Below are 26,865 nucleotides of genomic sequence, written 5' to 3'. Positions count from 1 at the left end.
CTATTTCCAGGATTCCGCCTGCTTTGCCGTTTAGTTCATTCAGCCCGCTCAGGATAGATATCCTTTGCTAATTCGGCACATGGAAGCATCCAGGGCTCCCAGTGATTTGGTAAGGAGGTCCTGAAAAGTCGAATCGGTTTTTCCGAAATTGGCAAGATATGGAGGAGAGACTTGTCAAGCCCACTCCTGCACAATTCGGAAAATCTGTCATGTATGGGGGATGATTAAATGGCTGAAAGAATTGTTGCAAGTACCAGAACAACAGAATCAAAGCAGAAATGCTCGAGTTCCTGTAAACAGAAGCTCAATAATAATTCTTCAGGATCTCCTGCTGACAGAATCCTGCAGCTTCAAAGGACTGCGGGTAATCAGACAGTTCAGAGGTTGATCAGATCAGGAGATTTACAGGCTAAACTTAGACCAGGTCAGCCTGATGGTGTTTATGACCATGAAGCTGAAAAGGTAACAGAGCAGGTAATGAGGATGCCGAACTCTGTTCTTCAGCTCAAGTGCCCTACATGTAATGAATATAAAAGAAAGGCTAAGGAGGTAAAAGAGTCGCCAGAACAGGTAACGATAACCCGGAGCCATGATGTGCAGCCTATTGTCCATGAGGTACTGCAATCTTCCGGTCGGCCTTTGGACCCGGCTACCCGTGCCTTTATGGAACCGCGCTTTGGCTATGACTTTTCGCGAGTGCGTGTGCATTCTGGCGGAGCTGCTGAGCGATCGGCACAGGACTTGAATGCTCATGCCTATACGGTTGGACATAACATTGTGTTTGATGCAGGTAGACTTGCACCGAGCACATACGAAGGACAGCGGTTGATTGCTCATGAACTGATGCATGTTGTGCAACAAAGCTCTTCTGGACAGGTCAAACCAGTGTTCATAGACAGGTCATCGGATCACTTTGAGCGCCAAGCCGACAATGTATCGACGGCAATAATGAATCTGCGACTTTCTCAAACCGGGGTGCAACCAGCAATGGTCAAGACACTGGCAAATCCATTGATGCCGAGTGGCGTGATTCAGCGAAAGCCAGCTCCGGATGCAAAGCCAGTACGTGAGAACAAGGCAAGGCTTGACAGGTTGGCGAGGGATCCCCGCGAGGCGCATCTCGCATGGAAGAGGCTAAACATACAGGATAGGTTCATTATTCTAGACAGTATGGCACGACGTTATGGCGCTGCTTTTGCGGATCAGTTCCGAGAGGTTGCACAACGCGGGAAACCGGATTTTAGTGTAACCTACTGGCAGCCTCGCAGAGGGCCAACCCCAGAACAACTCAGGGCTGGAGGATGGGGCTTCCTGGGAATGGAATTCACCGGGAATGCCGCCTTCGATGTAGAGGTCTGGGTGAATCCATCAGGGAAAACTATTCGCCGGGACGTTTCCACTTATCGGCCCGGCCAGCCGGAAAAAGGAGAAGAGATACCTGACAAACTGCCGCCCACTGAAAAGAAGGAGGATATGCCGCCCATTGATGATTGCACAGAGCTAAAGGAAATGACATTGGCAATTTTGCGTGATACGATCTCCACCGAAAATGCCGCGAAAACGGACCTGGAAGGTGAGAAAGGCCGGTTGGAAAAGATGAACAAGACCACTGATGATTACTGCCAGCGATACGACGAATATATCCAGTCACTGCGGGCCATGAAGACACGAGTAGATACTGCGGTAGATGACATCGAAACCATGCGCAAACAACTGGTGGAAGCAAAGTGCTCCGTGGACATCATCGATAGTGAGCTCCAGGAGCTGACAGATCTTCAGATCTGGGTCGATATCGAGTCCGGTCCGATGGGTACACAGTTTCTCGAATGTATCAGGATCCGATCCCCCATCGACCTACCTGAGGACGAAGAATGAGTGGTTCCCGGTCGAAAGCTTTCCTACCACGATAAATAACAGGTACTGGATAATACGAAAGATTTTCACAAAATACAATAGGAGGAACAAGTTATGACAACAACAGAAGAAGTGCATAATATAATCGAAAACCTGAGCAGACAACTTCAGTCCGCAATAGGTTCGCAAAACACGAATGAAATTATAAAATTATATGCAGATGAGCCGAAATTCTTGCCACGTGGTGGAGATATTCCACAATTTGATCCTCTTCCGGAAAACCGGTGGTCAAAGGAATATATATGCACATACTGGGAGAGGGTTTTCCGGGTTCCTACAATGGGTTGTTGCAAGTATATACAGAGAATCAATAATATAGAAGTGCTTGGTGATGTAGCATACGAAATCGGAACTTATCATCTTGCAGCAGATACCGGAGTAGGGGAAGACCTTGAGGAAGGAGCATACTTTATCCTATGGAAGAAAGAAGATGACCAATGGAAAATTGCGATACACATATTGAGTTCTGGAAGCAGCCCGAAATGGTAAAAAAGAGTGCTCGAAAGTTCAAACAATACGAGGAGTAATATAAAATTTTTAAAATATAAATAATGTTTTTCAATATTTTTTATTAAATAGACACTTTAATAAATAGTTTTAGACACTTTAATAAATGGTTTTAGACACTTTAATAAATGGTTTTAGACACTTTAATTAATGGTTTTAGACACTTTAATTAATGGTTGTTAAAAATTTTTTAAATCTAAATTTATTCTGATTCAAACACTCTCCTAAACAAAAGCATTAAATCTAAAGTTGATTATTTTTGGGTTAAGTTAGCTAGCAACAGATGAGATGAAATCCCCATGCCAGTAATCACCTTGCATTATGAAGACCTCGAGAAACTCACAGGAACAGATAAGGAAACCATCATAAAACGGGTGCCTATGATAGGGGCCGATATCGAAAGGGTTGAAGACGAGTATGTTGATATCGAGTTCTTCCCTGATAGGCCTGACCTTTACAGTGTGGAAGGGGCAGCCAGGGCAATGCGGGGTTTTCTGGGCCTTGAGACCGGGCTTCCTGAGTATGAGATAAAGCCCTACGAGGTATCCATATCTGTCAGTGAGGATATCCTGAAGATCAGGCCCTTCCTAGGGTGTGCGGTTGTAAGGGGAGTAAAGTTCACATCCTCTTCCATCAAATCCCTTATGGACCTTCAGGAAGACCTGCACTGGGGTCTCGGGAGAAACAGGAAAAAGGTCTCGATAGGTGTACATGACCTGTCAAACGTTAGACCTCCTTTCCGCTATATGGCAGTGGACCCCGGATTCGAGTTCGTGCCTCTCGATTATACTGAAAAGATGAGCATGACGGAAATTCTGGAAAAGCACCCGAAAGGTACAAAGTTTGCCCACCTGGTCAGGGGTTTTGACAAATACCCGATCATCCTGGATGCAAATAACAATGTGCTGTCCTTCCCGCCCATCATAAACGGCACACTTACGTCCGTAACCGAAAGCACAACCGACCTTTTCATTGATGTCACAGGGCTTGGGGAGGCTGTGTACACTGCTTTGAATATCGTTGTTACAGCGCTTGCAGAAAGGGGAGGACAGATTGAATTTGTGAGGGTAATCCGCCCGGGGGGAGAAGAACTTGTCCTGCCTGACCTTGAGCCAAAAGAAAGGCTGCTTACTACAGGCGAGGTAAAGTCCCTGATAGGCATGGAATTCTCAGTTGAAGAGATCGTAAAACAGCTTGAAAGGATGCGCTTTGGGGCATGTGCCCTTGATAAGGAAACCGTTGAAGTAAAAGTGCCGACCTACAGGGCAGATATCCTGCACAATTCTGACCTTGTAGAGGACATTGCCAAAGGTTACGGCTATGAGAATATTAAAGTAAGGGTTCCTGAGACTTATACCGCAGGCAAGTCCCACCCGATTTCCCTGATGCGGGCTTCGGTAAACGAAATAATGGTCGGGCTTGGCTACTATGAGGTTATGCCTTTTACGCTTACCAGCGAGAAGGTCAACTTTGAGAATATGCGCAGGCAAAAGACTGATGACGTTACCTACGTGCTTCACCCGATCAGCGAAGACCAGACAATGCTCAGGACAACCGTTCTCCCTAACCTCCTCGAAATCCTTGCCTTAAACCAGCACAGGGAACTCCCGCAGAAGATCTTCGAGTTCGGAGAGGTCGTAAGCAACGAAACAACCGGTCAGCACATAGCTGCAGTCTCGGTTCACCCGCAGGCAAACTTCACTGAAGTATACGAGGTTGTGGATGCTTTTATGAGAGAGATGATGCTCCCTTATGAGGTAAAAGAGTCCGAAGACCCGGCTTTTCTCGAAGGCAGGCGGGCGGACATATATGTTAATGGCAAGAAGCTTGGAGTCTTTGGAGAACTCCATCCCGAAGTAATAAACAACTTCGCTCTCGGATATGCCGTTGTGGGGTTTGAGCTTGATTTGAACGACCTTATAGGTTAAAAAGTAATTTAGAAGGTTGATTTTTCCTGTTTTTTCAATTAACCTTTCAAAATTACTTTTTTAAATGGACTGCTTCAATTTCCGAATTGCGCCTCGCCCGAATTGCGCCTCGGGAGTACGCGGTCCTTTTCGCTTCACTTCGTTTCGCTCAAGAGGACTACTTTATGGGTTATAGAGTGAGCTGAGTTCAAGAGAATTGATTAATGTTCTTATCCATGCAATATCATTCACTATACAAAGACCATTCTTGCCCCACTCGACGAAGGGAAGCGGGTATTACCAGAAAAAGAAGAAAAAGAAATAAAAAGTAAATATCGGCCAAAGTTGTTTTTATTGCCTTTTACTGCTTTCTTCTTCTTTCTCCCTATTTTTTTCTTCTTTCTCCCTATTTTTTTCTTCTTTCTCCCTATTTTTTCTTCTTTCTCTCTATTTTTTCCTTTTTTCTTCATTTTTTACATGACACACGAGATGCCTTCATTCCTGAAAAGTCAGAGGAGAAAAACAAAAAATTCAATTTTTGGATTTTTTGAATAATATCAACAAATTGAGCAGGAGCTGCCGATTTTTATTACCAGAGGTTATTATATGTCATTATCATTATACACTTATTAATATGGCCTTGCCAGCTATATTACTGCATTTATAGTAAAGGTTTAGCTTTTTGAAAGTAGGTCTATTGCTTTTGATTTTGATGCAACGGACAATTGTAATTGCTAAATACTGGATAAAGAAAGAGAAACACAAATAATAGCCAACAATTAAAGAAAATCCATCTGGAAAAAGGGGAAAATAAAATGAAAACCAGAAACAGGCTGTGTTCAATAGTTGTAGCTTTATTCTTTTTGCCTTTCATCTGTGCGACTGCATCCGCGGATACGGCACAGGGTACGGAAACTCAGATTACTACCAATACCTCGAACCAGTTGAATCCCGATATCTATGGTGAACGGATTGTGTGGCAGGATGACCGCAATGGAAGTTATGATGCCTACATATACGACCCAAACTGGGATATCTATATATACGATCTTTCCAGTTCCATCGAAACTCAGATTACCACCAATGAATCAAACCAGAGCGGTCCTGTTATTTACGGGGACAGGATAGTCTGGACAGATGATAGGAATGGTAACTACGATGTCTACATGTACGACCTCTCCAGTTCCACCGAAACTCAGATCACCATCAGCGAATCTAACCAGAGCGATCCTGCGATCTATGAGGACAGGATAGTCTGGGCAGATGATAGGAATGGAAATACGGATATCTACATGTACGACCTCTCCAGTTCCACCGAAACTCAGATCACCACCAACGAATCGAATCAAAGCGATCCTGCGATCTACGGGGACAGGATAATCTGGACGGATGATAGGAATGGAATTGCGGATATCTACACACCCGACGTCTACATGTACAACCTTTCTACTTTCACGGAAACTCAGATCGCAAGCAGTGAGGGATTTTTTGAATACGGTCCTGCTATCTACGGGGATAGGATAGTGTATATGAGTGAAGGAGCAGGTGATTTAGTCTGGATGTATGACCTCTCTACTTCAGAACTAACTTTCATCGCCTACGATGCGTGGAACCCGGTTATCTATGGAGAAAGGATAGTGTGGATGTATGGAATGGGATCCTCAGACATCTACATGTATGACCTCTCTACTTCCAGGGAAATCCAAATAACCAGCGATGAATCAGTTCATCAAAGCGCTCCTGCTATCTACGGAGATAGGATAGTGTGGGAGGACTGGCGCAATGAAAACTCGGATATCTACATGTTTACCCTTGATTCTGCTGAGTTAACGCCTCTGGAGGAAATGAAAGACCTCACAGAGTATGTGGAAAATACCTATAAGTGCCATGTGAAGACAAAAACAGGCCTGGCTACTCTCCTTGATAGGTCGAAATGTTTCTATGAAAAAGGTGAAGACGCAAAAGCTGTTTCCATGCTTAAATCCTTCATTCATCTCGCTGAAAAAATGAAGGTATGCAAGCAGATTTCTGCTGGAGAAGCGGATTACATGGTTAAGGAAGCAAAGAGGATTATTGACCAGATACAGACTCAGCAAAGGTGAGAAATTAAATTAATACCACCCGGCGATGATAAGAAAAGACAATGTTATTTATACTGCAATTATATTGTCTTTTCTTCTTGATCCTTTTTCCCTCCAGGGTCCCTTCAGATAATTGAGGGTTTACTGGCTAATTTCTTATCTAACCGGTTCTTTCCCTTCTTATCTTTTTATTCTCTATTACCTAGCCATTTTACCCATTCTCTCATCTAATTATTTTTCTCTCAGCATCTTTTCCATTTCAGCTGCGATTTTCCGGACTTCAGGTATTTCTTCGGTTTCAGCCAGCCTGTACACAAGTTCAAGCATCCTTCCTCTCATTAAGTCCATATCTTCAAGAGCAAAAGAAAGTTCTTCAACAAGAGCTCCCAGGCTTTTTGTTTCGGTGAAACCTGACAGCTTTTCAGGGTCTGCTTTTATCAGGAAGAGGGATTCAGGAGAGTTGAGGTCAACATCGTATTCTTCTTCAAATGCACCTTTTGGAAAGGTTTTGAGCCACCTAGCCCTCCGAATATGGTTGATAAAGTCGCTGAGATGCCTGTATTCGTAGTTTCCGGTAACCTTTCCGATCAGCACCTCGTTTCTGGTTTTGAGAGGAACCGCTACAAGATCTCCTTTTTTTATTTTAGTAACGAAAGAGCAGATATCTCCTGCCCAGGTTCCGGAACGCTCTCCCCGCATTCCGGGATATTTCTCGAGTATGAGTTTCTTTACCTGTTCTTCATTTTTAATACTGGATAAATCCGGGAACTCGGCTCCCCCGATGGTAATCACGCCATCTTCCATAATTATCTCTTCGTCTTCTAAAGTGCCTGCGGCTTTGATCAACCAGAGTTTCATAAGATATCTCTAACTCCTATTATTATGGCAATTTTTACTTATTGTCTGCAGTTTTCAATTTTACATGACCTGGTGATTTTTCCGACCTTTGATCTTCTAAGGATTCGTACATCTTCTTTGCTAATTAACTGTTTCCCGTAACTCCGGGCCTCCGCAAGAAAAACTCTTTTAAGCTTATACCCTCAGGTACAGGTATGGGCAAAAAGGTCTTTGTGGGAGTTGACGGCTGCAAAGCTGGCTGGTTTGCAGTGTTTCTTGAAGAAGAGAATGAGAATGGTTGCAGATGGAAAATTGAACTTTTCCCGGAGTTCTCATGCCTTGTTGATTTTCTCAAAAATGATTATGGACAGGCAGATCCCCTTGTCCTTATCGACATTCCAATAGGCTTGAAAACCGGAGGTGACGGAGAGAGGCTTTCGGATACAGGTGCTCGTAGTGTCCTGAAAGCGCGAAAATCGAGTATCTTTCCTGTGCCGTGCAGGGAAGCGATTTATGAGGAGACCTATGAAAAAGCCTCCGAGGTCAATGAAAGGCTCACAGGAAAGCGCATCTCAAAGCAGGCCTGGAACATAGTCCCTAAAATCCGGGATGTGGACAGTTTTCTGATTAAAAACGAAAACTTCAGGGAAAAGGTCAGGGAAGTCGGGCCGGAAATCTGTTTCCAGTCTTTTGCAGGCTTTCCTATGAAATACCCTAAAAAGAAAGTTGAGGGTTTTCTTGAAAGAAAGGAAGTCCTGGCTAACTTCTGTGCTTTTTCAGATGAAGTCCTCAGATATGCCCTTTTAAAATACAGAAGAAAAGATCTTGCAAAAGACGATATCCTGGACGCCTTTGCAGCTGCACTCACTGCAAAAATGGGAAGCATTTATGGGTTTACGTGTGTGCCCTATAAGCCTGAAACTGACATCAAGGGACTGAAAATCCAGATGGTCTACTGCGAGTGCACGGAAATTAGAAGCCGTGTAAGTACAAAATCAAATGTTAAAACGAATAAGAGTAAAAAGAAGCGTTAAAACAAGTAGAGTAAAAAAGCTGGTTTAACTAAAATTTTGGAACTGTTCAAAAACCTGACCTTTCTCCCAGCGGTTCAGCCATCTGCATGCAGTGCCAGAAAAGCTCTTTTCCCCAGCCTAAGGCTTTTTCTTCAGTAGATATCAGTATCTGGTCTCTCAGTTTTCCGTCATTTTCAAAAAGTTTAAGTGCAAGGAACCTGTCAGTTACAACAATTGAGGGAATAGGTGCGGGTTTTCGACAGACAAACATTTTTGAATTCTTACTTTTGGACAGCCTGTCAGCTTCTTCCGGAAAACTGGAAAATAGACGGTCTACAACGTTTTCTGTCATGCAGAGAACATGCTTTGTATCATTTTCCACAATGCCTGCATAAAGAGAAGGCGCTTCCGGATGGAAATAGGATACAAAAGTAAGGACCTCTTTTGAACTCAGGAAGTTTTCAAGGAAAACTTTGGGAGTCTCAAGCAGATGTTCCACATCAGGCTCAAGCAGTTTACAGTGCCTAAGTTCATCGATTCTCTCAAGAAGGAAATCGGGAATCGGAGATAAATCACGCGTCTTCCAGTAGTCATCGTCGGCTTCAAAAACTTCAATCACATTCAGGAGAGGCTCTAAATTTTCAACAATTATTTTTCCTATTTCGGACAACCTGTAGACTTTTTTTTCCTCGATGATCAGGTTAGCGTCTACCATTTTCTTAATATGGGGCTGGATCGAACCGGCATCTACATTGAGCAATTCTTTGATTGTGTCGACATCTTTCGGCTCCTCTCTCAGGAGAAGTAAAAGATCTTTTCTTCTGTCAGAAAAGAGGATGAGATTTATGAGTGATTGTTTCATCTGCTCACCTGCAGTTTACTCTGTTACTTCTGTATGATGCCCTAAAAACTTTTTCATTTTTGAACGTAATCGCCCTTCCTATATTTTATATTTTCCTTCAAATTTAATATACTCTGATTAATTATAGTCCAAAATATCTACTAATTGGGATGATTGAGTAGATTGAATAATTTCCATATAACGATTGAAACCGGAGGGTGGAATTAAAAGCCCATCCAGAAATAGGAGAATCGAAAACAGAAAATAAAACAAATAAAAAAATCAAACAGGAAGGAATAAAAATATAAAAGAAAATAACAATCTGAAGGATATTTATTCTTTCCGGAGATGTGAGACTGCTGGATCTAAACGTATACTTTCGTAGAAAATGTGCCTGCTCAAAAGAATCTGCGTCCATGTCTGAGAATTTAACTGAGGATCTAACTGAAAATCCAACTGATAATCTAACTGGAAATCCAATTGATAATCTAACTGGAAATCCAACTGAGAATCTAAATGGACATCTAACTGAAGGTTCAACCGAAGATTTACATGGAGACTCAATTGAAGGTTTAGCTGAAGATTTTATTGAGAACTCAGCCAGCATTCTAAATAATAATTCAGTTAAAGTTTCGGCTGCAGGCTCTATTAACAGTCCAATCAGTGTAAATGACCAGATTAGAAATTCAATCGGAATGGAGTTTGTCCTGATACCCTCAGGGGAATTTGATATGGGTTCTCCGTCGCGTGAGAAGCGCAGAAAGCTCTGGGAAAGCCCGGTGCACGGGGTAACCATAAAACAGCCATTTTACCTTGGCAGGTATCCGGTTACCCAGGAACAATGGGGTAAAGTTATGGGGAATAACCCTTCCTATTTCAGGGGTGAAAAGTACCCGGTTGAAAATGTTTCCTGGGAAGAAGCACAGGCTTTTATCCGAAAACTCAATGCAGTTGAAAATACTTGCGAAAAAAGCCCGGTTTACCGCTTCCCCACAGAAGCCGAATGGGAATACTCAGCCAGGGCAGGCACAATAAGCAGCTATTTCTTCGGCGACACAGAATCGAAACTCACAGAATACGCCTGGTTTCTCAAGAACTCCGGGCTTGAGACTCACCCTGTAGGTTTGAAAAAGCCCAATCCATGGGGGCTTTATGATATATACGGAAATGTGGGGGAGTGGGTACAGGACGAGTACCATATCAGCTACAAAGGAGCTCCCTCAGACGAAAGGGCATGGGAAAGCCCCTTTTCAAGTGTATCTGTGCCTGTAAGGATAAGGAGGGGCGGGGGCTGGAACGGGAACGCGGGGTGCTGTCGGTCGGCTGAAAGGCTCTTTGCAGCTCAGAATAGGAGGCTTAACAGCCTAGGGTTTAGAGTTGTTAGGGAGCTATAATTTTAGGATAAGTCCTTAATATGTCATCAAGATTCCTTTTTTGAATTATCTTTTTTAGTCTCGCGATCGCACTGGTTTCAAATGACCGGCGTTTTCCGAAATGTATCTAAAAGAAATGAGAGAGCCATCGTTAAAATGAGACTGCGTTTTATCCCGAAAAAATTCAAAATGGAAAAATAAAATAAAATAAAAACAAAAAGCTCTGTAACTGACGTGCTTTCCTATTTATTTCTCCTGAGTTTTGCACCATTTACCCCTGCCCGTTTTTTTCAGGCAGGGGAAAAAAGGAGTTTTAGGTGCTTTCGACAATTTAGGAGGCGATTTAAAACTTGTGTCTGTCGGGTAGAGACATTTATCTATACTACTAACTAATATTTAATACTTTTGTTAACTTTTTTGCTATTTGATATTAATTAAGATTATTATAATCTTACGTTTTCGAAAACATGAATTTTCGGAAATCAAGGGTGTTTGGCGTTATAAGTTGCTGCTGTTAAAAGTTGTTGGAATATCGGAAGTAAGTGTTAGAAATAGTGTTAGAAGTAAGTCAACAAAAACCAAAACCATATAGAGGCTGGCAGAACAAAATAGGACAGGAACAAAATAGAACAGGAACAGAAGAGGACATGAACAGAAGAGAACATGAACAGAATAGAACAGGAACAGAAGAGGACATGAACAAAATAGAACCGGCATTCGGTGAAACAAAAAATATTTGAAAAAAGCTAAGTAGTATACAGCCTTCGGATAAAATGGCGAAAGAATGAAATGACTTTTATGCCGTCTTTGAGTGAAATAGGTTTTGAGAAGGGAAGATGATGCCATTTCGAGATATAACCCCCGAAGAACTTGAGTTCCTTGTGAAAAAAGCCTTTGAGCTGGAGGCTATTGACGCAAAGATAATTCCCACCTATCAGGTCTTTGTAGAGAAAAGAGTAGTCTTAAAATGCAGAGGGTGTATAGGATACGGGAAAAAACTGACCTGTCCACCACATGTCCCTGCTGTTGACGAGTTCCGGGAGATACTTAAAGAGTACAGGTATGCCCTGCTTGTCAAGTTCCGGTCTCCTGCAGTTGCGGATGAAGAAATAGCAAAAGCCCCTTATAAGACCTGGCTTGACCCTGCCGAACCTGAAGAAACACGAGAAAAAGCAGGAAAATTCTGGTCCGACTATTTTGACTATAGCAAAAAAATGCTGCTCTCGATGCTCGAGCTTGAAAAAACAGCCTTTAACGAAGGTTTCACTTTTGCAGTTGCATTTGTTAACGGTTCGTGCAGGCTCTGTGAGAAGTGTAATGTGGAAAAGGGAATCTGCATCCATTCAAATATGGCAAGGATCCCGGAACACGCTGTTGGAATCAATATGAAAAAGACGGCAGCAGAAGCAGAAATGCCACTAACATTTCCTATCAAAGGGCAGCCTGAGCCAATGTCCATCCTCCTGATCGACTGAAGCCTGGAAAGAAACAGATTTAAACCCTAGTCCTTATAATAAATTATGGTGTTACACAGTTGACATATCCAAAAAAGCGGGATCAATGCCGCACCGGTTGCTCTAAATTCCTTTCCGTAAAAAAGAAGACGGTAATCAGAGTTTATCTCGTCATAGGCTGGTTGATGATTGCATTAATCATGATGACTGCAACCGGAGTCGCATCCTACGATAATATCAAGTACTTCTTCTGGATGGTGCCTGTCTTAACAGCCGTGCTTTATTTACTATATGTGAATGGAAAGCCTTACAGAATGCAAAATGAAGAAGAGATAAAGTCAATCCTTGCTCTCGTCTTTACTTTTGTATGTCTGATAATGGCATTCTTTGCATCCATCTTATTGGGACATTGAAAGTCATTAATGGTTCTCAATAATCGTTTGATAATATTCGGAGTCCAGAAAGGAAATCTTTCAGTTATTTCTCCCTGCGCCGCTCTGGTCTACAGCTGGCTGCCAATAACATAAATAGATAATTACTAACCGGGAATGTTTTTGAAAAGACCGGTATTATAGAAAAATTCCCTTCATGGCTTGAGAAACACTCCCCTTGAACCCGGAATCCATTTTTTAATCTATAGTAATAAATGTCCCCAATCTTTCTAAGGGTCTTTCCCAAAAAGAAAAACGAAAAAGAAAGAAGTAGAAAGAAGGAAGAAAAAGAGATAAAAGAGATAAAAAAGACTGAAAAAATAGCTTCTATGTGTGTTAATTGTTTTTTTAATCCATTTGCCAATTTTTTCTATCAATTTTAATTTTTTTCGACTTTCGGTAGCTTTTATTATTTGCCTTTTCTATTGATTTCATCGCTTTTCTGGGAAAGACCGCTCTCCTGCGTAGAGCGTGAAAAAAGCGACACGAGATAGCGAATACAGTTATAAAGGTCAGATATACTTTTAATTTAACCCTCTTAAACGAAACTAACTGCTATAAACAATAAGTTAGTCCTCTTGAGCGGAGCGCCGTGGAACGAAAAGGACCGAGTATTCCCGAGGCGCAGTTCGGGCGAGCCAAAACTCGGGAAGTAAAAGCTGTTATTTTTATAAATTAGTCTGCTTGAACGAGCGGAGCGAGTGAAACAGACCTCGTGCTCCCGAAGCGAAACTCGGGCGTTAAAGGTTCCCGCCAAACACATAAGTTGTGCCGACTGTATTGAGCATGAATTGTGCAGGCATCTCTTCGGCAAACCGGTTTATTGCTTTCCAGCCAGTGCAGTGCATGGGCACGATGTAATCGGGATCTATCCTTTTCATTTCATCAATTGTGGGCTGGATAATAGGGTCAAAGAGTCGCCCGGTCAGGTGGAAGCCTCCCAGGACTGCATGGACCTTATCTGTGCCTGTGATTTTCTTTGCATGTTCTACTGTATTTATAATTCCTGCATGGGCGCAGCCGCTGATAACGACAAGCCCTTTGCCTTTCACTTTTATTACAAGCCCCTGGTCGTCCCTGAAGGGGTCAGTTATCCAGTTTCCGTCAACCTTTGATTCAGCCCAGGGAAATCCTTTTTCGAATGGGATTTTGCGCTCAATCTCTCCGGTTGTGTGGATAAAGCCGTTAGCGGTCGGAAAAGCTTTTTCAGAATTTACTAAATCAGCTCTTGCTTCTTTCAGAGCACTTTCATCGAGTGTAGGTAATAAGACAGGGTGCCCGATTACAGGAATGTTAAAACGGCGTTCAAGAAAGGCATCGGGATGAAGAATAAGTGGGACTTCTTTATTCTGCTCTTTACTTACGAATTTCAAAAGCTCTGCAAGCCCGAGAAAGTGGTCAGGATGCCCATGGCTAAGCGCAACAGCTTCTATTTTGCCAAGGTCAGCCTTCAAAAGCTCTGCGTTGTTAAAAAGGCAAGCTGGAGTAACTGCTGCATCCATCAACACAGTGTGCTCCTCATTCCCGGCCCAGACTTTGATCAGGCACGAAAATCCGTGTTCGGCAAAAAGCATCTGCGGGAAAAAAGGTATCTGAGGTCGTCTGCATACATCAGTGCTTTCTATTAGAAATATGTCCGTGTAGTTATCCATAAGGACCGTTATTTCCAGCCGGTCGGCTTCCCGAATATTCAGTTCATTCATATATACACCCAGCAATTCTGTCTTTCTGGCCGTTTTTAGTTATTTATATACAGGTTTGTACAGGACTGTAGGGTGGGAATCTTTATAAGTTTTTCAAAATTATCTGGAGATTATTTGTATCAGTGCTGTTTGTATCTATGTTTGTACTATACCGATATCTGTATTATTTCAAGCAACCCGATATTTCTTAATTTACCTTTCTTATAATTCGTCTATACTTTCCTCGCTGCCACAGCTATCCAGTCTCCGTCTTCCGTGTAAGGCTCTCCAGAAAGGCTGTTCCATGCCTGCTCAACTTTAAACCCGCTCTGCTCAAGCGCCCGGCTTATTGTATCGAGAGAATAATCGTGTAGCCAGAGCCTGTAAACCTTTACCATCCCATTTTCCTCTACAACGATATACTGGTTCAGCCAGGTATCATTTTCCTGGTAATCGAATCCTTCTTCCAGTACAAGGTGCCTTCCCGGTCTCCAGAACCCACCTTCGGAAACGTACCACCTGTTTTTGAGCCCTTCCCGCATGCGTAGCGCTCTTGTGGACACATCAAAGATAAAAATCCCATTGTCTTTAAGTGCCCTATGGACAAGATTAAAGAGCAAGTCCCTTTTTTCATCAGAAAACGTGCAGATTTCCCCATAGACCTGAAGCACAGCATCAAAGGACCCCTCATACTTGATATCGAAAAAATCGGTGCAGATATAATCAACATCCAGCTGCTCTTTTTCAGCCTGAGTGCGGGCGTAATCTACAGATTTTCGGGACAGATCAATGCCGGTTACCTTCATACCTTCCAGGCATAGTTTGCTGCTGTACAGGCCTGGCCCGCAGCCAAGATCGAGCACCCGGTCTCCTGCTTTCAGGAAGCCTGAAATGGTCAGGTGGCTAACCATCTTTTCAATTTCGGCAGTTCTCCGGCTTGCTCCGTCATGTGTCTGGTCAAGGTGAGCTTCGAGCATGCTCTTTGAGATGTATGAATCGTCCCAAAAACTGGGCTCGCCTGGTTCGAAAAGAGGAGGTTTTGAGGCATGGGAATAGATAGAGGGAAAAAGGTCGCGGAGCATTTTAAGAACATTAATTGAAGTCCTGACATATAAAACTAATAGGGTGAAACAAAACTAACAGACAAAACAGCATTTTATGTAAGATATCATTAAAAGCAATTTACCTGTTTTATATCCTGGCAGGGCTCCGATTCAGCTTTTCCTTGAGGTATGGATTCAATTTATTCCTGCGATTAACCTTCTAATGATCATCTCATCAACAAATATTATCATTATAATGAACACTATTTAAACTAAACAAAAGCAGATATGAGAAAGTCAAATCTATACATTGAAGGCGAATTGTTCCCTTCGGTGAACACTTTTGTGCCCTACTACTTAAAATAGATTAACAGGATCAGTTTGAAATAAGAGAACGGAGTTTGAAACAAGATTTCTCGGAGAATTTGCCGCCCACCAGGGGAGGTTGGGTGTGTAACGAATTCTCATTGCAAAAAATCACTACAAAAAATCACTACAAAAGATTACTCTACAAAAGATCACTCTAAACCTAATTACACGAGATTGATACTATGGCAAATAATTTTAAAAAAAATACAGGCAGGACAGGAAAGACAGGCAGGCCCGAGAGAGCAGATAAAACGGGTAAGACTGGCAAGACAGGTAGAACAGGAGCGGGCAGGATTGATAATGCCGGTGACACAGCCTATGACCGTCTGAATAAAGCACTTGCGCCCTATGAGAAAACCCTTAATAAGAACCTTGACGACTCAGCCGCCTGGGCAGGAAAAGCCGCAGTCTATCTAAGGCACAGGATGTATAAGGACTCCCTTAAAGCTATTGAAAAAGCCCTTGAAATCGAGCCTGAAAATCCCGGTTACCTTTACGAAAGAGGCTTTGTACTCCTTCAGCTAGACCGGGATGAAGACGCACTGCAGGCTTTTGACAGGCTGCTTGAAATAAAACCGAAAAGCGACAAGGCATGGAACCTTAAAACCTCAGTCCTTTGCAGGCTCGGGCAGCACGAAAAAGCCCTTACAGCCTCTGAGAAATCCCTTGCAGCCAATCCGAAGCTTGCAGGCGCCTGGCATGCAAAAGGCTCTGTCCTTGCTGACCTTGGCAGATACGAAGAAGCCATACAGGCCTACGAAGCCGCCCTCAAAATAAACCCCAACCTCGCCCGTGCCTGGGAAGGCAAAGCTTTTGCTCTCTATAGCCTGGACAGATCTGTGGAAGCCATGATAGCCTATGATGCCGCCCTTAAAATAAACCCTGACAACGCAAAGACCTGGATCGGAAAAGCAATGGTCCACGTTAAACTTGGCAAATATAAAAAAGCGCTCGAGCCCTGCAATAAAGCTATCTCAATAAAGCCCGATTCTGCCGACGCCTGGTACTGCAAAGGTCTGGCTCTCTCGGGGTTAGGTAAGGATGAAGAATCCCTCGAAGTTCTTGAAAGAGCCCTAAGGATCAATCCGGAATATGTCGAAGCCAGAAAAGCCAGAAACGCCGTAAGCTCCAAACTCGGAATCGACCTTTATGAAGATGAAGAAGACAAAGAAATGAAAGCAGAAAAACCGGAGGTAAGGAGAAGCGTATGGACAAGGAGAGAGCCAACAAGCGAGATAATGAAGAAAAACCAGGGGCAGGGGAGAGAACATAGAGGAGAGGGAGCCAGGAGGAATGAATGGACAAGGAAAGAGCCAGAAGGAGAAAGGGCTGAGAAAAAGTGGGGTCAGGAAGGACAGCAAAGAGAGGAAGAGCCTAAAAAGAACGAATGGACAAGGAAAGAACCCCAAAGAGAGGGGAATGATAAAAAAGTTGGGAAAGGACGAGAAAAGCAGAAGTGATTTTCACATTTTGTATAGCTGGTTAAATGCCTGACTATGTGTATATAAATCACTGGTTGGATTCTTAACCATTTCTATAATCTGTTTTTGAGTGACTGGTTAGATTCTTAACCATGTATATATAAACCACTGTTAGACGCTTAACTACTAGTTTATGACTAACTGGTCAATGCTTAATCACGTGTTTCTATTGTGGCGACCCTATTTTCCAAAACTAAAAAACAATCTCTCTTCTTCAGAGGAAAATTTTCCCATATTTGTCTCATAAAGCGAGAATACTCTTTCTAGCCTCTGAAGGGAAAAGGTGGGATAGTTCACAAAGGTTCTCTATCTCCCTCTATCTCCCCCAAATTACACTTCCCCAAATTACACTTCCCCGAATTACACATTTCTATTTACATCTTAAATCTTTACTCGCACATTAAGTCTTTACTCACACATTAAATTTTTATCCATATATATTTTCATTGGATGGATTTTTATATTTTGAAGTATGTTCGTTCCAGAAAATTAGTCTATATTATGTGTTTAAAATAATTTATTTAATGACTGGAAGGTGATCTTACGCTTCAAAACGTTACTCAAGTGTATGAAGTGAACCGCTCGGCGGAAATTCCTCTAAGGCATAGTCCGAATGTTTTGTTAAATATTTTTAACGATATGGAATTCAATAGTCCTCTGTATTATTTTACTCTGCCAGGTTTTATTCTTGTGGCAGGTGGGTTGTACGTACACTTTAATCATGTACAAACTTCTTATCCTGATGGAAACTTTAATCTTCAGTCTGCTATTTTGATGTTGCTGCTGATTTTCATAGGGATTTTTATGGCTTTTACCGGAGTTCTGCTACATTCGATAGCTGGTTTGATCCGGTATAAATCGAATAACTCCTGAAAGCTTGCAAATCCGGATTTTCGTATCCAAAATGTACCAGATGGGAGTGAAAAAGAATTTTACCGTTTTGTTTCCGGTTCAGGGGGTGTTGAGATAGCCCTTTGCAGGTTCAGAGTATTCAGTCTAGCTTGAAGCCCGGGGCTACAGGGTGTGAAAAATGAAGGGGGTCCCGGAAGTAGATTTTTTTCTTTTTTGACTGGCAGTTTTGATGCTGGTCAAAGAGCCTGTCAAGTTTGACTGGTAGAGGAAGTATACTAAGGAGGAAATCGGCTCTATTTTTATAGAGAGTTGAAAGGATTCTCTGTCTTTTGGACCCTTTCAATAAGGCAGTTTCTCACCTGCCAGAAACAGAAGTTTTCCGCGACTTATTTCTTACAATTACTCTCAATATCGGTATCATCATTCTATTTTTTTAAACTTCGGCAACGATAACAACGTAATTTTTCCCATATTTTTCAGCACATGCTGGACATGTAGTGTACCACATATACCATTTTTTAACCTCAAGTCCTTTGTCTTTTGCATACTCTTCGAAGTCCCTGCACCATTCTCCTGTGTTTTCGAAATTTCCCTCGTAGGCTCTGGTCAGGAACTTACCATTAAATGTTACGTTCTCAGCCCCATCCACTTCTCTATCAACAGCCACATAAAGGTCCATATTGCTTTCTGAGGTATGGTCTGACAGGCAGAGCCAGTCAGGCATTTCCGCACCAGCCCGGGCAACTTTCTCGTTCATCCTCATTATTACCTCTCCAAAGTTTAGAGGCATGTAAAATTGTGTAGTAACCGCATCCTTGATGAACCTTTTATTGCTCCATTCAAAGATTTTTCCATCCCAGGGCGTGGGATCAAATCTGGGACAACATTCCGGAGTTTCTATTTCGCTGGTCATAATTTTCCACCCTGTTAAATAATTACTTTGGGGGTTATTTTAGGATTTTGGTTTTGATTTTTAGCGAGGAATTTCTTCTTGACACAATATAAGAACAAGCAAAAATAAATATAAAAGATAAAGAGTTAAGTACTTAATAATTAAGTGCCTATCCGAAAAGTCAGTAATGCATGCTGGAAAGCCATAATAGGTCTATGATATCAGAGTACCAGTTGCGGTTTTGCATATTACCTAATGTAAAAGTTACAGCAGGTAACCACTTTTCGGATAGGCTCTAAGTACTTAATAACCAAATAATTTTATATAGAGATGTTGCCTTTTGCCAGAATATCCCTGTATATTTAAAAAACTTTTTTGAATAATTAATGATTTAGTCATATTTGCATAGTATGATGTTATAAATGAATTTATACGAAGGGGAAACTTAATGATTATTATTGATTCCGAGCCCAAAAATGATGTTTACAGGAGTTTGGTAGACCTTGCTTTTGATTTATGTGACGAATTTATTCTCGTTGTACGCAAAGAAATTAAACTAAACGGTAACGTTAAATCCGTATTGGAAAAGCTAAAACCACATTTAGAAGAAATGAAAGAGCAATCGAAATGGGCAGGTACAGAACTGGAGTGCGGAAGTACTGCATATGTTTATCATTACCATACTAACCCGGAAGCCAGGGAAATAATAAAAGAGGTTTTAAATTCATTATATGGATGGGTACAGCATGATTTTCCCGAGGATTTAAGCTTTTATAAAAATGGTAAACCCTGGCTGGTAAATATAGCCCATGAAAAAATAAGCCATATTCTTAGTGAAGACAAGTCTGAAATAGACAGAATTGTGAACATAAAAGGTCTTGAGATAAGTATAAAATAGACCTCATCGCCATTTGAAATTACTGAGAATTATCGCCGGGGATCTTGCTTTCGAATTTTGCCTCCGAGTGATGGGGAAGACGAACTTTAAGTTCAATCCTTGTTTTAGTGGATCTTGCTCGCGAATAACAATGGACGAAGCAGAATACAATTTTGTTAAAATGTTTCAATCCTTGTTTTAGTGGATCTTGCTCGCGAATACCGAGAAGATGGAGAGGAGGCAGGGCAATGTCGATGTTTCAATCCTTTTTTTAGTGGATCTTGCTCGCGAATGTTGCATTTAAGGTGATAAGGGCACAGGTCAAACAGTTTCAATCCTTGTTTTAGTGGATCTTGCTCGCGAATCAGTTTCAATTACAGCAATTTTTGGATGCAGTGAGAGTTTCAATCCTTGTTTTAGTGGATCTTGCTCGCGAATAAAGAACTTGAAGGTAACCAATAGGTAACCAATAGGGTTTCAATCCTTGTTTTAGTGGATCTTGCTCGCGAATCCGTTTTTACCATTACATACCGTTACATACCGGTATATGTTTCAATCCTTGTTTTAGTGGATCTTGCTCGCGAATCTTGATATCGTCGGGGTCAAGCGGTATAACTGCAGTTTCAATCCTTGTTTTAGTGGATCTTGCTCGCGAATGTTTCATTCCCTCCTAACCTGTGGGAAGCAAGGCAGTTTCAATCCTTGTTTTAGTGGATCTTGCTCGCGAATACGCAATTTCCAGGCACGTCCGGATTCATAGCATTGAAGTTTCAATCCTTGTTTTAGTGGATCTTGCTCGCGAATTATATATTTTCCGTTAATTTCTCACTATTGATACAAGTTTCAATCCTTGTTTTAGTGGATCTTGCTCGCGAATGTGTATTTTGTACTCGGTCAAACATACTCAAATAAGTTTCAATCCTTGTTTTAGTGGATCTTGCTCGCGAATTCCTGCTGAAGCTGTGATCCAGGAAGGCGACCAGAGTTTCAATCCTTGTTTTAGTGGATCTTGCTCGCGAATTATTAAATCACCATCCCGTAAGCTTGTAGAAATTTAGGTTTCAATCCTTGTTTTAGTGGATCTTGCTCGCGAATCTGTTCCGGCATCTGCCGTAAAAGGGAGAAGGAGAAGGTTTCAATCCCTGTTTTAGTGGATCTTGCTCGCGAATACGCAATGACAGAATACAGAGAATTTGTTCATTTTGGTTTCAATCCTTGTTTTAGTGGATCTTGCTCGCGAATAAACCACAAGGACCAGGACAAAAGAGCAGGAGCCCTGTTTCAATCCTTGTTTTAGTGGATCTTGCTCGCGAATTTGTTTGCAAGTACTTGTTCCTCAGTGAACAACGCAGTTTCAATCCTTGTTTTAGTGGATCTTGCTCGCGAATCTTCAGGCACAATGACCGGCACATCAACGAGAGAAGTTTCAATCCTTGTTTTAGTGGATCTTGCTCGCGAATACGGTGACGTTATACTCGTCTGCATAGCCTGCACTGGTTTCAATCCTTGTTTTAGTGGATCTTGCTCGCGAATGCTCCTGCTATTAAGATCGGTGGAGGATATGGGCTGTTTCAATCCTTGTTTTAGTGGATCTTGCTCGCGAATCGTTAAAAACGAAGAAACACAGAACCCTATTAAATCCGTTTCAATCCTTGTTTTAGTGGATCTTGCTCGCGAATGGAAAACTCTCTCCCAAAGGACCGACTGTAAACTTGTTTCAATCCTTGTTTTAGTGGATCTTGCTCGCGAATGTTCGATGCCTGCCGCGGGTATGCTGTTGGGATCAGTTTCAATCCTTGTTTTAGTGGATCTTGCTCGCGAATGGATCGGCTAACATCAACATTGTAAGATTTTATGTGTTTCAATCCTTGTTTTAGTGGATCTTGCTCGCGAATGCTCGCTTGATGAGCCGATTGACGGGATGGATGTCTGTTTCAATCCTTGTTTTAGTGGATCTTGCTCGCGAATCATCATTAGTTGATTTCGAGATGTCACAGGAAATGTTTCAATCCTTGTTTTAGTGGATCTTGCTCGCGAATATATCCAGTTGCATAATTTCCCCCCATTTTTTGATGTTTCAATCCTTGTTTTAGTGGATCTTGCTCGCGAATTGTTGTACTCGATTGTGACTCCATTGCCCCATTTGGTTTCAATCCTTGTTTTAGTGGATCTTGCTCGCGAATGGCTCTTCTGGTTCAGGCTCTGGCTCTGGGTCAAGGGTTTCAATCCTTGTTTTAGTGGATCTTGCTCGCGAATCTCATTCATATTCAGGCACAGAAGCCGATACTGAGTTTCAATCCTTGTTTTAGTGGATCTTGCTCGCGAATCATGAACTTACAAACATAAGAAGTATTTTATCCTATAGTTTCAATCCTTGTTTTAGTGGATCTTGCTCGCGAATAGAAATTCATAGAAGTCATCTATGGCAATTATAACGTTTCAATCCTTGTTTTAGTGGATCTTGCTCGCGAATCTCAACAATACTATTTATGAGAGTGGGTATGCTCAGTTTCAATCCTTGTTTTAGTGGATCTTGCTCGCGAATTTCACTAATGTCCTGATCGAGGAGAATGTCTTTGAGTTTCAATCCTTGTTTTAGTGGATCTTGCTCGCGAATTCAGCGGTGAGGTGGACATGCAGGTGAAGAGAAAGATGTTTCAATCCTTGTTTTAGTGGATCTTGCTCGCGAATAGGGCAAAAATTTCTGTTATTTGGCCAGAAAAGGCTTGAAGTGTGCCCTTTTTCAAGGCTAAAATTCTTGCTGGAAAATTATCAAACCCTTTATAAATACAAGAAAACCAGAGTTTTTGGCGGTTTAGAAACATCTGGACATATGCTTTTCTTTCTATTAAACTTTTGTTTTTAAAACTGTTAAAGTAGATTTCTAATTCAGGCGCTTTCGTTGTCAAGATTGGTGTGCACGTGACTTGTTTTAACAACATATAGTTTCAGTCCTTGTTTTGATCGTCAAAATTTCTACTTATCTTCAGCGTCTGATGGCTGCAGCTAATTAAAAACCTGTATAAAAAATAAATTCTCTGATCTGGTAATACTAAATTATCTAAAGCAATTATCTTAGTAACACATTTTTTTAGAAACGTATATATAGCAAAATGGTTTTATTCAACTAATCATAATTCTACATTAAAAAGTAACACTTTGGCAGCATTTCCAATCATAAATGTATTATTCAAACACGGTCTTTCCAGCCAATACTGGTCCAGGAATCACTTTCAAAACAATTCAGAATTCTAATAAACATCGAGGAGGAGTTAAGATTAGGAAAAACCAGCAATATTTGCTCATAGGCTCAATAATCATAATTATGGCGGCTGTTGTTGTTGTCAGTTCGATGTCCAGACCTGCTTCAGATTCTTCATCATCTGACCCGGCTTCCGGGGAAATAGTATTCAGGGGGTCTGAAGAACTGGTAAGTTCTCAGGGGTCTGATGAACTGATAGCAGCTATAGGGACCCACGGCGGGGAGCCGGAAACGGGTTTTAACCCTATTACCGGGTGGGGTTACAGTCGTGAACCCCTTGTTCAGAGTACTCTTTTCAAAAAGGACAGCCAGGCAAATCTGATCAACGATTTAGCTACAAATTATACGATTAGCAGTGATGGATTAAAGTGGACCGTAAAAATAAGAAATGACGTTAAATTCCACGACGGTGTGCCTTTAACGGCTGAGGATGTAGCATTCACATTTAACACGGCAGCAGATGCCGGGAGCAGTGTGGATTTATCTATGCTGGAAAAGGCCGGAACAGTCGATGATTATACCGTTGAATTTGAGTTGAACGACCCTCAGTCTACCTTCATCAATAAACTGGTAGCTCTTGGCATTGTCCCTGAACATGCTTACAACGCTGAAACTTACGGGTTCAATCCGATAGGTTCGGGCCCATATAAGTTTGTGCAGTGGGATAAAGGGCAGCAGGTAATCTTTGAAGCAAATCCGGATTATTACGGACAGAAGCCGTACTTTAAAAAGTTAACAATGCTATTTATGGGATCAGACTCTGCTTTTGCAGCAGCAAAGGCAGGACAGGTCGACCTGGCTGAAATTCCGGCTTCTTACGCCAATCAGGAAGTAGATGGGATGAAAATAATGTCCCTTGACTCCATAGATGCCCGTGGAATAAGCTTCCCCATGAATCCGAATACTGGAGAAAAAACCGAAAACGGCTACGCAATTGGAAACGATGTGACTTCTGATCCTGCAATAAGAAAAGCTCTGAACATCGGGATAGACAGGCAGGCACTGATTGAAGGGGCCTTAAACGGGCAGGGAAAAGAAGAATTCACAGGCGTGGACAAACTGCCCTGGGGTAATAAGGAAGCTATTTTCGAAGACGGAGATATAGAGGAAGCAAAGAAAATCTTAAACGAAGGCGGCTGGACTGATACAGACGAAGACGGCATTGTTGAGAAAAATAGCCTGAAAGCCGAATTTACCCTCTTATATCCTGCAAATGCACAGGAAAGGCAGGCATTAGCGGTTTCAGTAGGTGAAGAAGCTAAAAAATTAGGTATAAATATTAAAGTCGAGGGTAAGAGCTGGGATGAGATTTACTCCCTTTGCTATTCGACTCCAAATGTCTGGGGTTATGGATCACTGGATCCGACTGACATATACTTAAGATACTACAGTAAGAGCTACGATCCTTCAACCCATAATAACGTAATAATGTACAATAATTCTGCTGTGGACAATTGCCTGAGAACAGCCATAACCAGTCCTGACCAGGAAACAGCTAACAAAAACTGGCAGCTGGCTGCATGGGACGGGACAACAGGATTCTCCGCAAAAGGGGATGCTTCCTGGATGTGGATGGCAACCATTAATTATGTCTATATAATGGATGAAGACCTGGATATCGGAACTCCAAAAATACAGCCCCATGGAGCAGATATCTTTGGTAGCATTCTGGAATGGAAACGCACAGGAAACTCAACAGGGAGCTGACTTTCTACTTTAACTCCCATCTTTTTTCTTTTCATCTATTCTTTCATTTTTTCCTTCATTTGTTCTTTTCATCCGTTCTTTTCAACTATTTTTTTCACATTTTTCCGGAATCATCAAAATGTAGACTCGTTTTCAGCGTCTACTAGTTTTAACTAACTAGAATCGGAAATATTACAAAAAGGCATATTTAGTATTACCAAATTCATTAGAGAAAATATTTAATAATACGTATTTTTAGGAAAGTATTTATAGTAAAATTGTTTTAATTCAATATCATAATTCTAGAGTAAAACGTAACAACATAATAGTATTTTCATCCAGAAAGATATTATTTATCGAGGATAAATGTCTTTAAAAATATTATCTCATGTCTTTAAAATATCATCTTCTATGTTCCTGCTCTAATAACTTAATCAAATAAAAAGGAGGAGTTTAAATTAAGAAAACCCAGCCCTATCTCCTGATAGGTGGAGTAGTTGTAATTATAGCTGTTATTTTTATTTTTATGTCAGCCAGTAAGCCAGTTAACTCGACTCCCCAGGCTTCTGATGAACTGGTAGTGAACGTATATTCACATACAGGAGAGCCAGAAGCAGGATTTGATCCGCTTCTGGGCTGGGGATCAGGTCATGTGAATTTTGAGCCGCTTATACAGAGCACTCTTTTTAAATCCGCTGATGATGGAAGTATAATAAGTGACCTTGCTACTGATTACTCTGTCAGTCCTGATGGGAGGACCTGGACTGTAAATGTGAGAGATGATGTTAAATTCACAGATGGTGAGAAATTAACCGCAAAAGACGTAGCGTTTACATTTAATACGGCAGTCGGAAGTAATTCTGAGCTGGATATGAGTAACCTTGAAAATGCTAGGGCAATAAACGATACTACAGTTGAATTCAAATTGAAAGAGCCCCAGTCAAGCTTCATATGGAGGCTCAGATATGTTGGAATTGTGCCTGAACATGCCTATAAAAAAGAGACATACGGGTCCCAACCTGTCGGATCAGGCCCATATAAACTGGTACAATGGGACAAAGGGCAGCAGGCGATCTTTGAATTCAACGAAGATTACTACGGACAGAAGCCGTACTTCAAAAAAATAACCATGTTATTCCTGGATAAAGATACTGCATTTGCAGCTGCAAAGTCTGGAAGAGTAGACATAGCTGAAATCGAAATCAATAATGCAAACCAAACTATAGATGGATATGGTTTGATCTCGCTTCCCTCGGCAAGGGCATTCGGAGTTTCTTTCCCCATGCAGAATGATACCGGTAAAAAAAGCCTTGATGGAGATCCGGTAGGCAATAATGTAACAGCAGATATTGCTATTCGAAAAGCCTTAAACACGGGTATCGACAGAAAAGCCATACTTGAAGGAGTATTATACGGAAAAGGAGATATAGAATATACCGGAGTGGACCAGCGGGAATCTGGGAACCCTGACGCTAAAATCAATGGTTCAAATCTCGAAGAAGCCAGAAAAATCCTTGATGATGCAGGATGGAAAGACAATGACGGGAACGGAATCAGGGAAAAGAACGGGACTGAAGCAGAATTTGACCTGTACTATTCTTCAGCAGACCAGACAAGACAGGCTCTTTCAGTGTCTGTAAGCGAACAGGCCAGAGAATTAGGTATAAAAATAAATCTTGTCGGTACAAACTGGGATGAAATATACGCAAATCAGTACAGTTCAGCTGTTTTATACGCTTACAGCAGCGTAGACACCTTCAATTTATATCTGCAATATCATAGCAAAGAAGCAGATGATACATACAGAAATCCAGGCCTTTATAACAATTCTGTTGTAGACGGGTATTTGGAATCAGCTTTAAAGGCTGCAGATCAGGATAAGGCTACAGAATACTGGCAACTGGCAGCATATGATGGAAATATCGGGTATGGGCCTGCAGGGGATGCAGCATGGTTGTGGCTGGTGACAATGGATTACCTTTACGCGGTAGATGAAACCCTGGATCTGGGAACTCCACAAAAGAATTCCGGATCTGATATTTTAGGAAATATCTACGAATGGACAAGGAGAGATGCACCTAGCTCGGCTTCGGGTAAGTGATCCGGCTCTATAATGAATAACTCGTATCTAAAATAAGTGTCCCGACTCAAAAATGAATGACCCGATTCCAATTAGTGACTGGCTTAAAATAAATGGTTAGATCTTAAAATGAGTGATACTTCTATCATAATAAAATGATATTAGAAATATCACTTATTTTGTTTTTTATCTGAGATCAGGATTTAGTGGAAGATAATTGAAGAAGATTCTGCAGGAGTCTATTTCGATCCTGGAGTATGAAAATTTTCGATATTATTCATAA

The 26,865-nt window shown here is 41.6% G+C and carries 19 protein-coding genes and 1 CRISPR repeat array; of the genes, 13 read left to right on the top strand and 6 right to left on the bottom strand.

The features are described from left to right. Positions 1 to 228 precede the first annotated feature (228 nt). The 3 genes from FXV91_RS04900 to pheT all read left to right on the top strand — a co-directional run bounded on the left by FXV91_RS04900 (position 229) and on the right by pheT (position 4,349). Complete coding sequence (locus tag FXV91_RS04900; protein ID WP_229388976.1) at positions 229 to 1,875, top strand: DUF4157 domain-containing protein; 1,647 nt, start codon at positions 229 to 231, stop codon at positions 1,873 to 1,875. A 93-nt stretch (positions 1,876 to 1,968) separates the two neighbouring features. Then, entirely contained in the window at positions 1,969 to 2,403 is a 435-nt protein-coding gene (locus tag FXV91_RS04895; protein WP_229388974.1) for a nuclear transport factor 2 family protein, read from the top strand. A 317-nt stretch (positions 2,404 to 2,720) separates the two neighbouring features. Continuing rightward, positions 2,721 to 4,349: a phenylalanine--tRNA ligase subunit beta gene (gene pheT, locus FXV91_RS04890; RefSeq protein WP_229388972.1), complete on the top strand. Its 1,629-nt coding sequence runs from the start codon at positions 2,721 to 2,723 to the stop codon at positions 4,347 to 4,349. A gap of 230 nt (positions 4,350 to 4,579) precedes the next feature. Here the strand turns inward: pheT and FXV91_RS04885 are convergent, their stop codons facing one another. Then, positions 4,580 to 4,798: a hypothetical protein gene (locus tag FXV91_RS04885; protein WP_229388970.1), complete on the bottom strand. Its 219-nt coding sequence runs from the start codon at positions 4,796 to 4,798 to the stop codon at positions 4,580 to 4,582. Positions 4,799 to 5,143: 345 nt separating this feature from the next. On the opposite strand from FXV91_RS04885, the gene FXV91_RS04880 reads away from it, so the two are divergent. Then, positions 5,144 to 6,430, top strand: a complete 1,287-nt coding sequence (locus FXV91_RS04880) for a hypothetical protein (RefSeq protein WP_229388968.1) — start codon at positions 5,144 to 5,146, stop codon at positions 6,428 to 6,430. 210 nt (positions 6,431 to 6,640) lie between these two features. Here FXV91_RS04880 and FXV91_RS04875 read toward each other — a convergent pair whose 3' ends face one another. Beyond that, positions 6,641 to 7,267 (bottom strand): hypothetical protein, encoded by a 627-nt coding sequence (locus FXV91_RS04875; protein WP_229388966.1) that lies wholly within the window; start codon positions 7,265 to 7,267, stop codon positions 6,641 to 6,643. Between the two features lie 194 nt (positions 7,268 to 7,461). Between FXV91_RS04875 and FXV91_RS04870 the strand changes: the two genes are divergently transcribed. Further along, entirely contained in the window at positions 7,462 to 8,280 is an 819-nt protein-coding gene (locus tag FXV91_RS04870; RefSeq protein ID WP_229388964.1) for a DUF429 domain-containing protein, read from the top strand. Between the two features lie 46 nt (positions 8,281 to 8,326). Here the strand turns inward: FXV91_RS04870 and FXV91_RS04865 are convergent, their stop codons facing one another. Then, positions 8,327 to 9,121 carry a winged helix-turn-helix domain-containing protein gene (locus tag FXV91_RS04865; RefSeq protein ID WP_229388962.1) on the bottom strand — a complete coding sequence of 265 codons (795 nt, stop codon included), beginning with the start codon at positions 9,119 to 9,121 and terminating at the stop codon, positions 8,327 to 8,329. Positions 9,122 to 9,450: 329 nt separating this feature from the next. Here FXV91_RS04865 and FXV91_RS04860 point away from each other — a divergent pair, with 329 nt between their 5' ends. The 4 genes from FXV91_RS04860 (at position 9,451) to FXV91_RS04845 (ending at position 12,340) form a co-directional block, all read left to right on the top strand. Beyond that, positions 9,451 to 10,494, top strand: coding sequence for a formylglycine-generating enzyme family protein (locus FXV91_RS04860; RefSeq protein ID WP_229388960.1), 1,044 nt, complete (start codon positions 9,451 to 9,453; stop codon positions 10,492 to 10,494). A gap of 521 nt (positions 10,495 to 11,015) precedes the next feature. Then, a complete protein-coding gene (locus tag FXV91_RS04855) occupies positions 11,016 to 11,213 on the top strand; it encodes a hypothetical protein (RefSeq protein WP_229388958.1) in 198 nt (65 codons plus the stop codon). A gap of 96 nt (positions 11,214 to 11,309) precedes the next feature. Beyond that, positions 11,310 to 11,948: a DUF2284 domain-containing protein gene (locus FXV91_RS04850; RefSeq protein WP_229388956.1), complete on the top strand. Its 639-nt coding sequence runs from the start codon at positions 11,310 to 11,312 to the stop codon at positions 11,946 to 11,948. 59 nt (positions 11,949 to 12,007) lie between these two features. After that, on the top strand, positions 12,008 to 12,340 hold the full coding sequence (locus tag FXV91_RS04845; protein ID WP_229388954.1) for a hypothetical protein: 333 nt from the start codon (positions 12,008 to 12,010) through the stop codon (positions 12,338 to 12,340). Between the two features lie 758 nt (positions 12,341 to 13,098). Here the strand turns inward: FXV91_RS04845 and FXV91_RS04840 are convergent. Then, positions 13,099 to 14,061: an MBL fold metallo-hydrolase gene (locus FXV91_RS04840; RefSeq protein WP_229388952.1), complete on the bottom strand. Its 963-nt coding sequence runs from the start codon at positions 14,059 to 14,061 to the stop codon at positions 13,099 to 13,101. 212 nt (positions 14,062 to 14,273) lie between these two features. Beyond that, the gene (locus tag FXV91_RS04835; RefSeq protein WP_229388950.1) at positions 14,274 to 15,122 is read right to left on the bottom strand and encodes a class I SAM-dependent methyltransferase; all 849 of its coding nucleotides are present in this window, start codon (positions 15,120 to 15,122) and stop codon (positions 14,274 to 14,276) included. A gap of 512 nt (positions 15,123 to 15,634) precedes the next feature. Between FXV91_RS04835 and FXV91_RS04830 the strand changes: the two genes are divergently transcribed. Then, positions 15,635 to 16,912, top strand: coding sequence for a tetratricopeptide repeat protein (locus FXV91_RS04830; RefSeq protein WP_229388948.1), 1,278 nt, complete (start codon positions 15,635 to 15,637; stop codon positions 16,910 to 16,912). 1,306 nt (positions 16,913 to 18,218) lie between these two features. Here the strand turns inward: FXV91_RS04830 and FXV91_RS04825 are convergent. After that, entirely contained in the window at positions 18,219 to 18,698 is a 480-nt protein-coding gene (locus tag FXV91_RS04825; protein WP_229388946.1) for a hydrolase, read from the bottom strand. 427 nt (positions 18,699 to 19,125) lie between these two features. On the opposite strand from FXV91_RS04825, the gene FXV91_RS04820 reads away from it, so the two are divergent. The 3 genes from FXV91_RS04820 (at position 19,126) to FXV91_RS04810 (ending at position 26,603) form a co-directional block, all read left to right on the top strand. After that, a complete protein-coding gene (locus FXV91_RS04820; protein WP_229388944.1) occupies positions 19,126 to 19,575 on the top strand; it encodes a stage III sporulation protein AH in 450 nt (149 codons plus the stop codon). Between the two features lie 89 nt (positions 19,576 to 19,664). Beyond that, positions 19,665 to 22,245: direct repeats of the CRISPR family, unit length 37 nt; unit sequence GTTTCAATCCTTGTTTTAGTGGATCTTGCTCGCGAAT. Positions 22,246 to 22,879: 634 nt separating this feature from the next. Beyond that, positions 22,880 to 24,523 carry an ABC transporter substrate-binding protein gene (locus FXV91_RS04815; protein ID WP_229388942.1) on the top strand — a complete coding sequence of 548 codons (1,644 nt, stop codon included), beginning with the start codon at positions 22,880 to 22,882 and terminating at the stop codon, positions 24,521 to 24,523. 505 nt (positions 24,524 to 25,028) lie between these two features. Then, positions 25,029 to 26,603, top strand: coding sequence for an ABC transporter substrate-binding protein (locus FXV91_RS04810; RefSeq protein ID WP_229388940.1), 1,575 nt, complete (start codon positions 25,029 to 25,031; stop codon positions 26,601 to 26,603). Positions 26,604 to 26,865 lie beyond the last annotated feature (262 nt).

Origin of the sequence: Methanosarcina sp. DH2 (assembly GCF_020804225.1) — an archaeon.
Lineage (GTDB): Archaea > Halobacteriota > Methanosarcinia > Methanosarcinales > Methanosarcinaceae > Methanosarcina.
The sequence above is the reverse complement of the archived record's forward strand: the minus strand, read 5'-3'. Positions and strand labels throughout refer to the sequence as shown.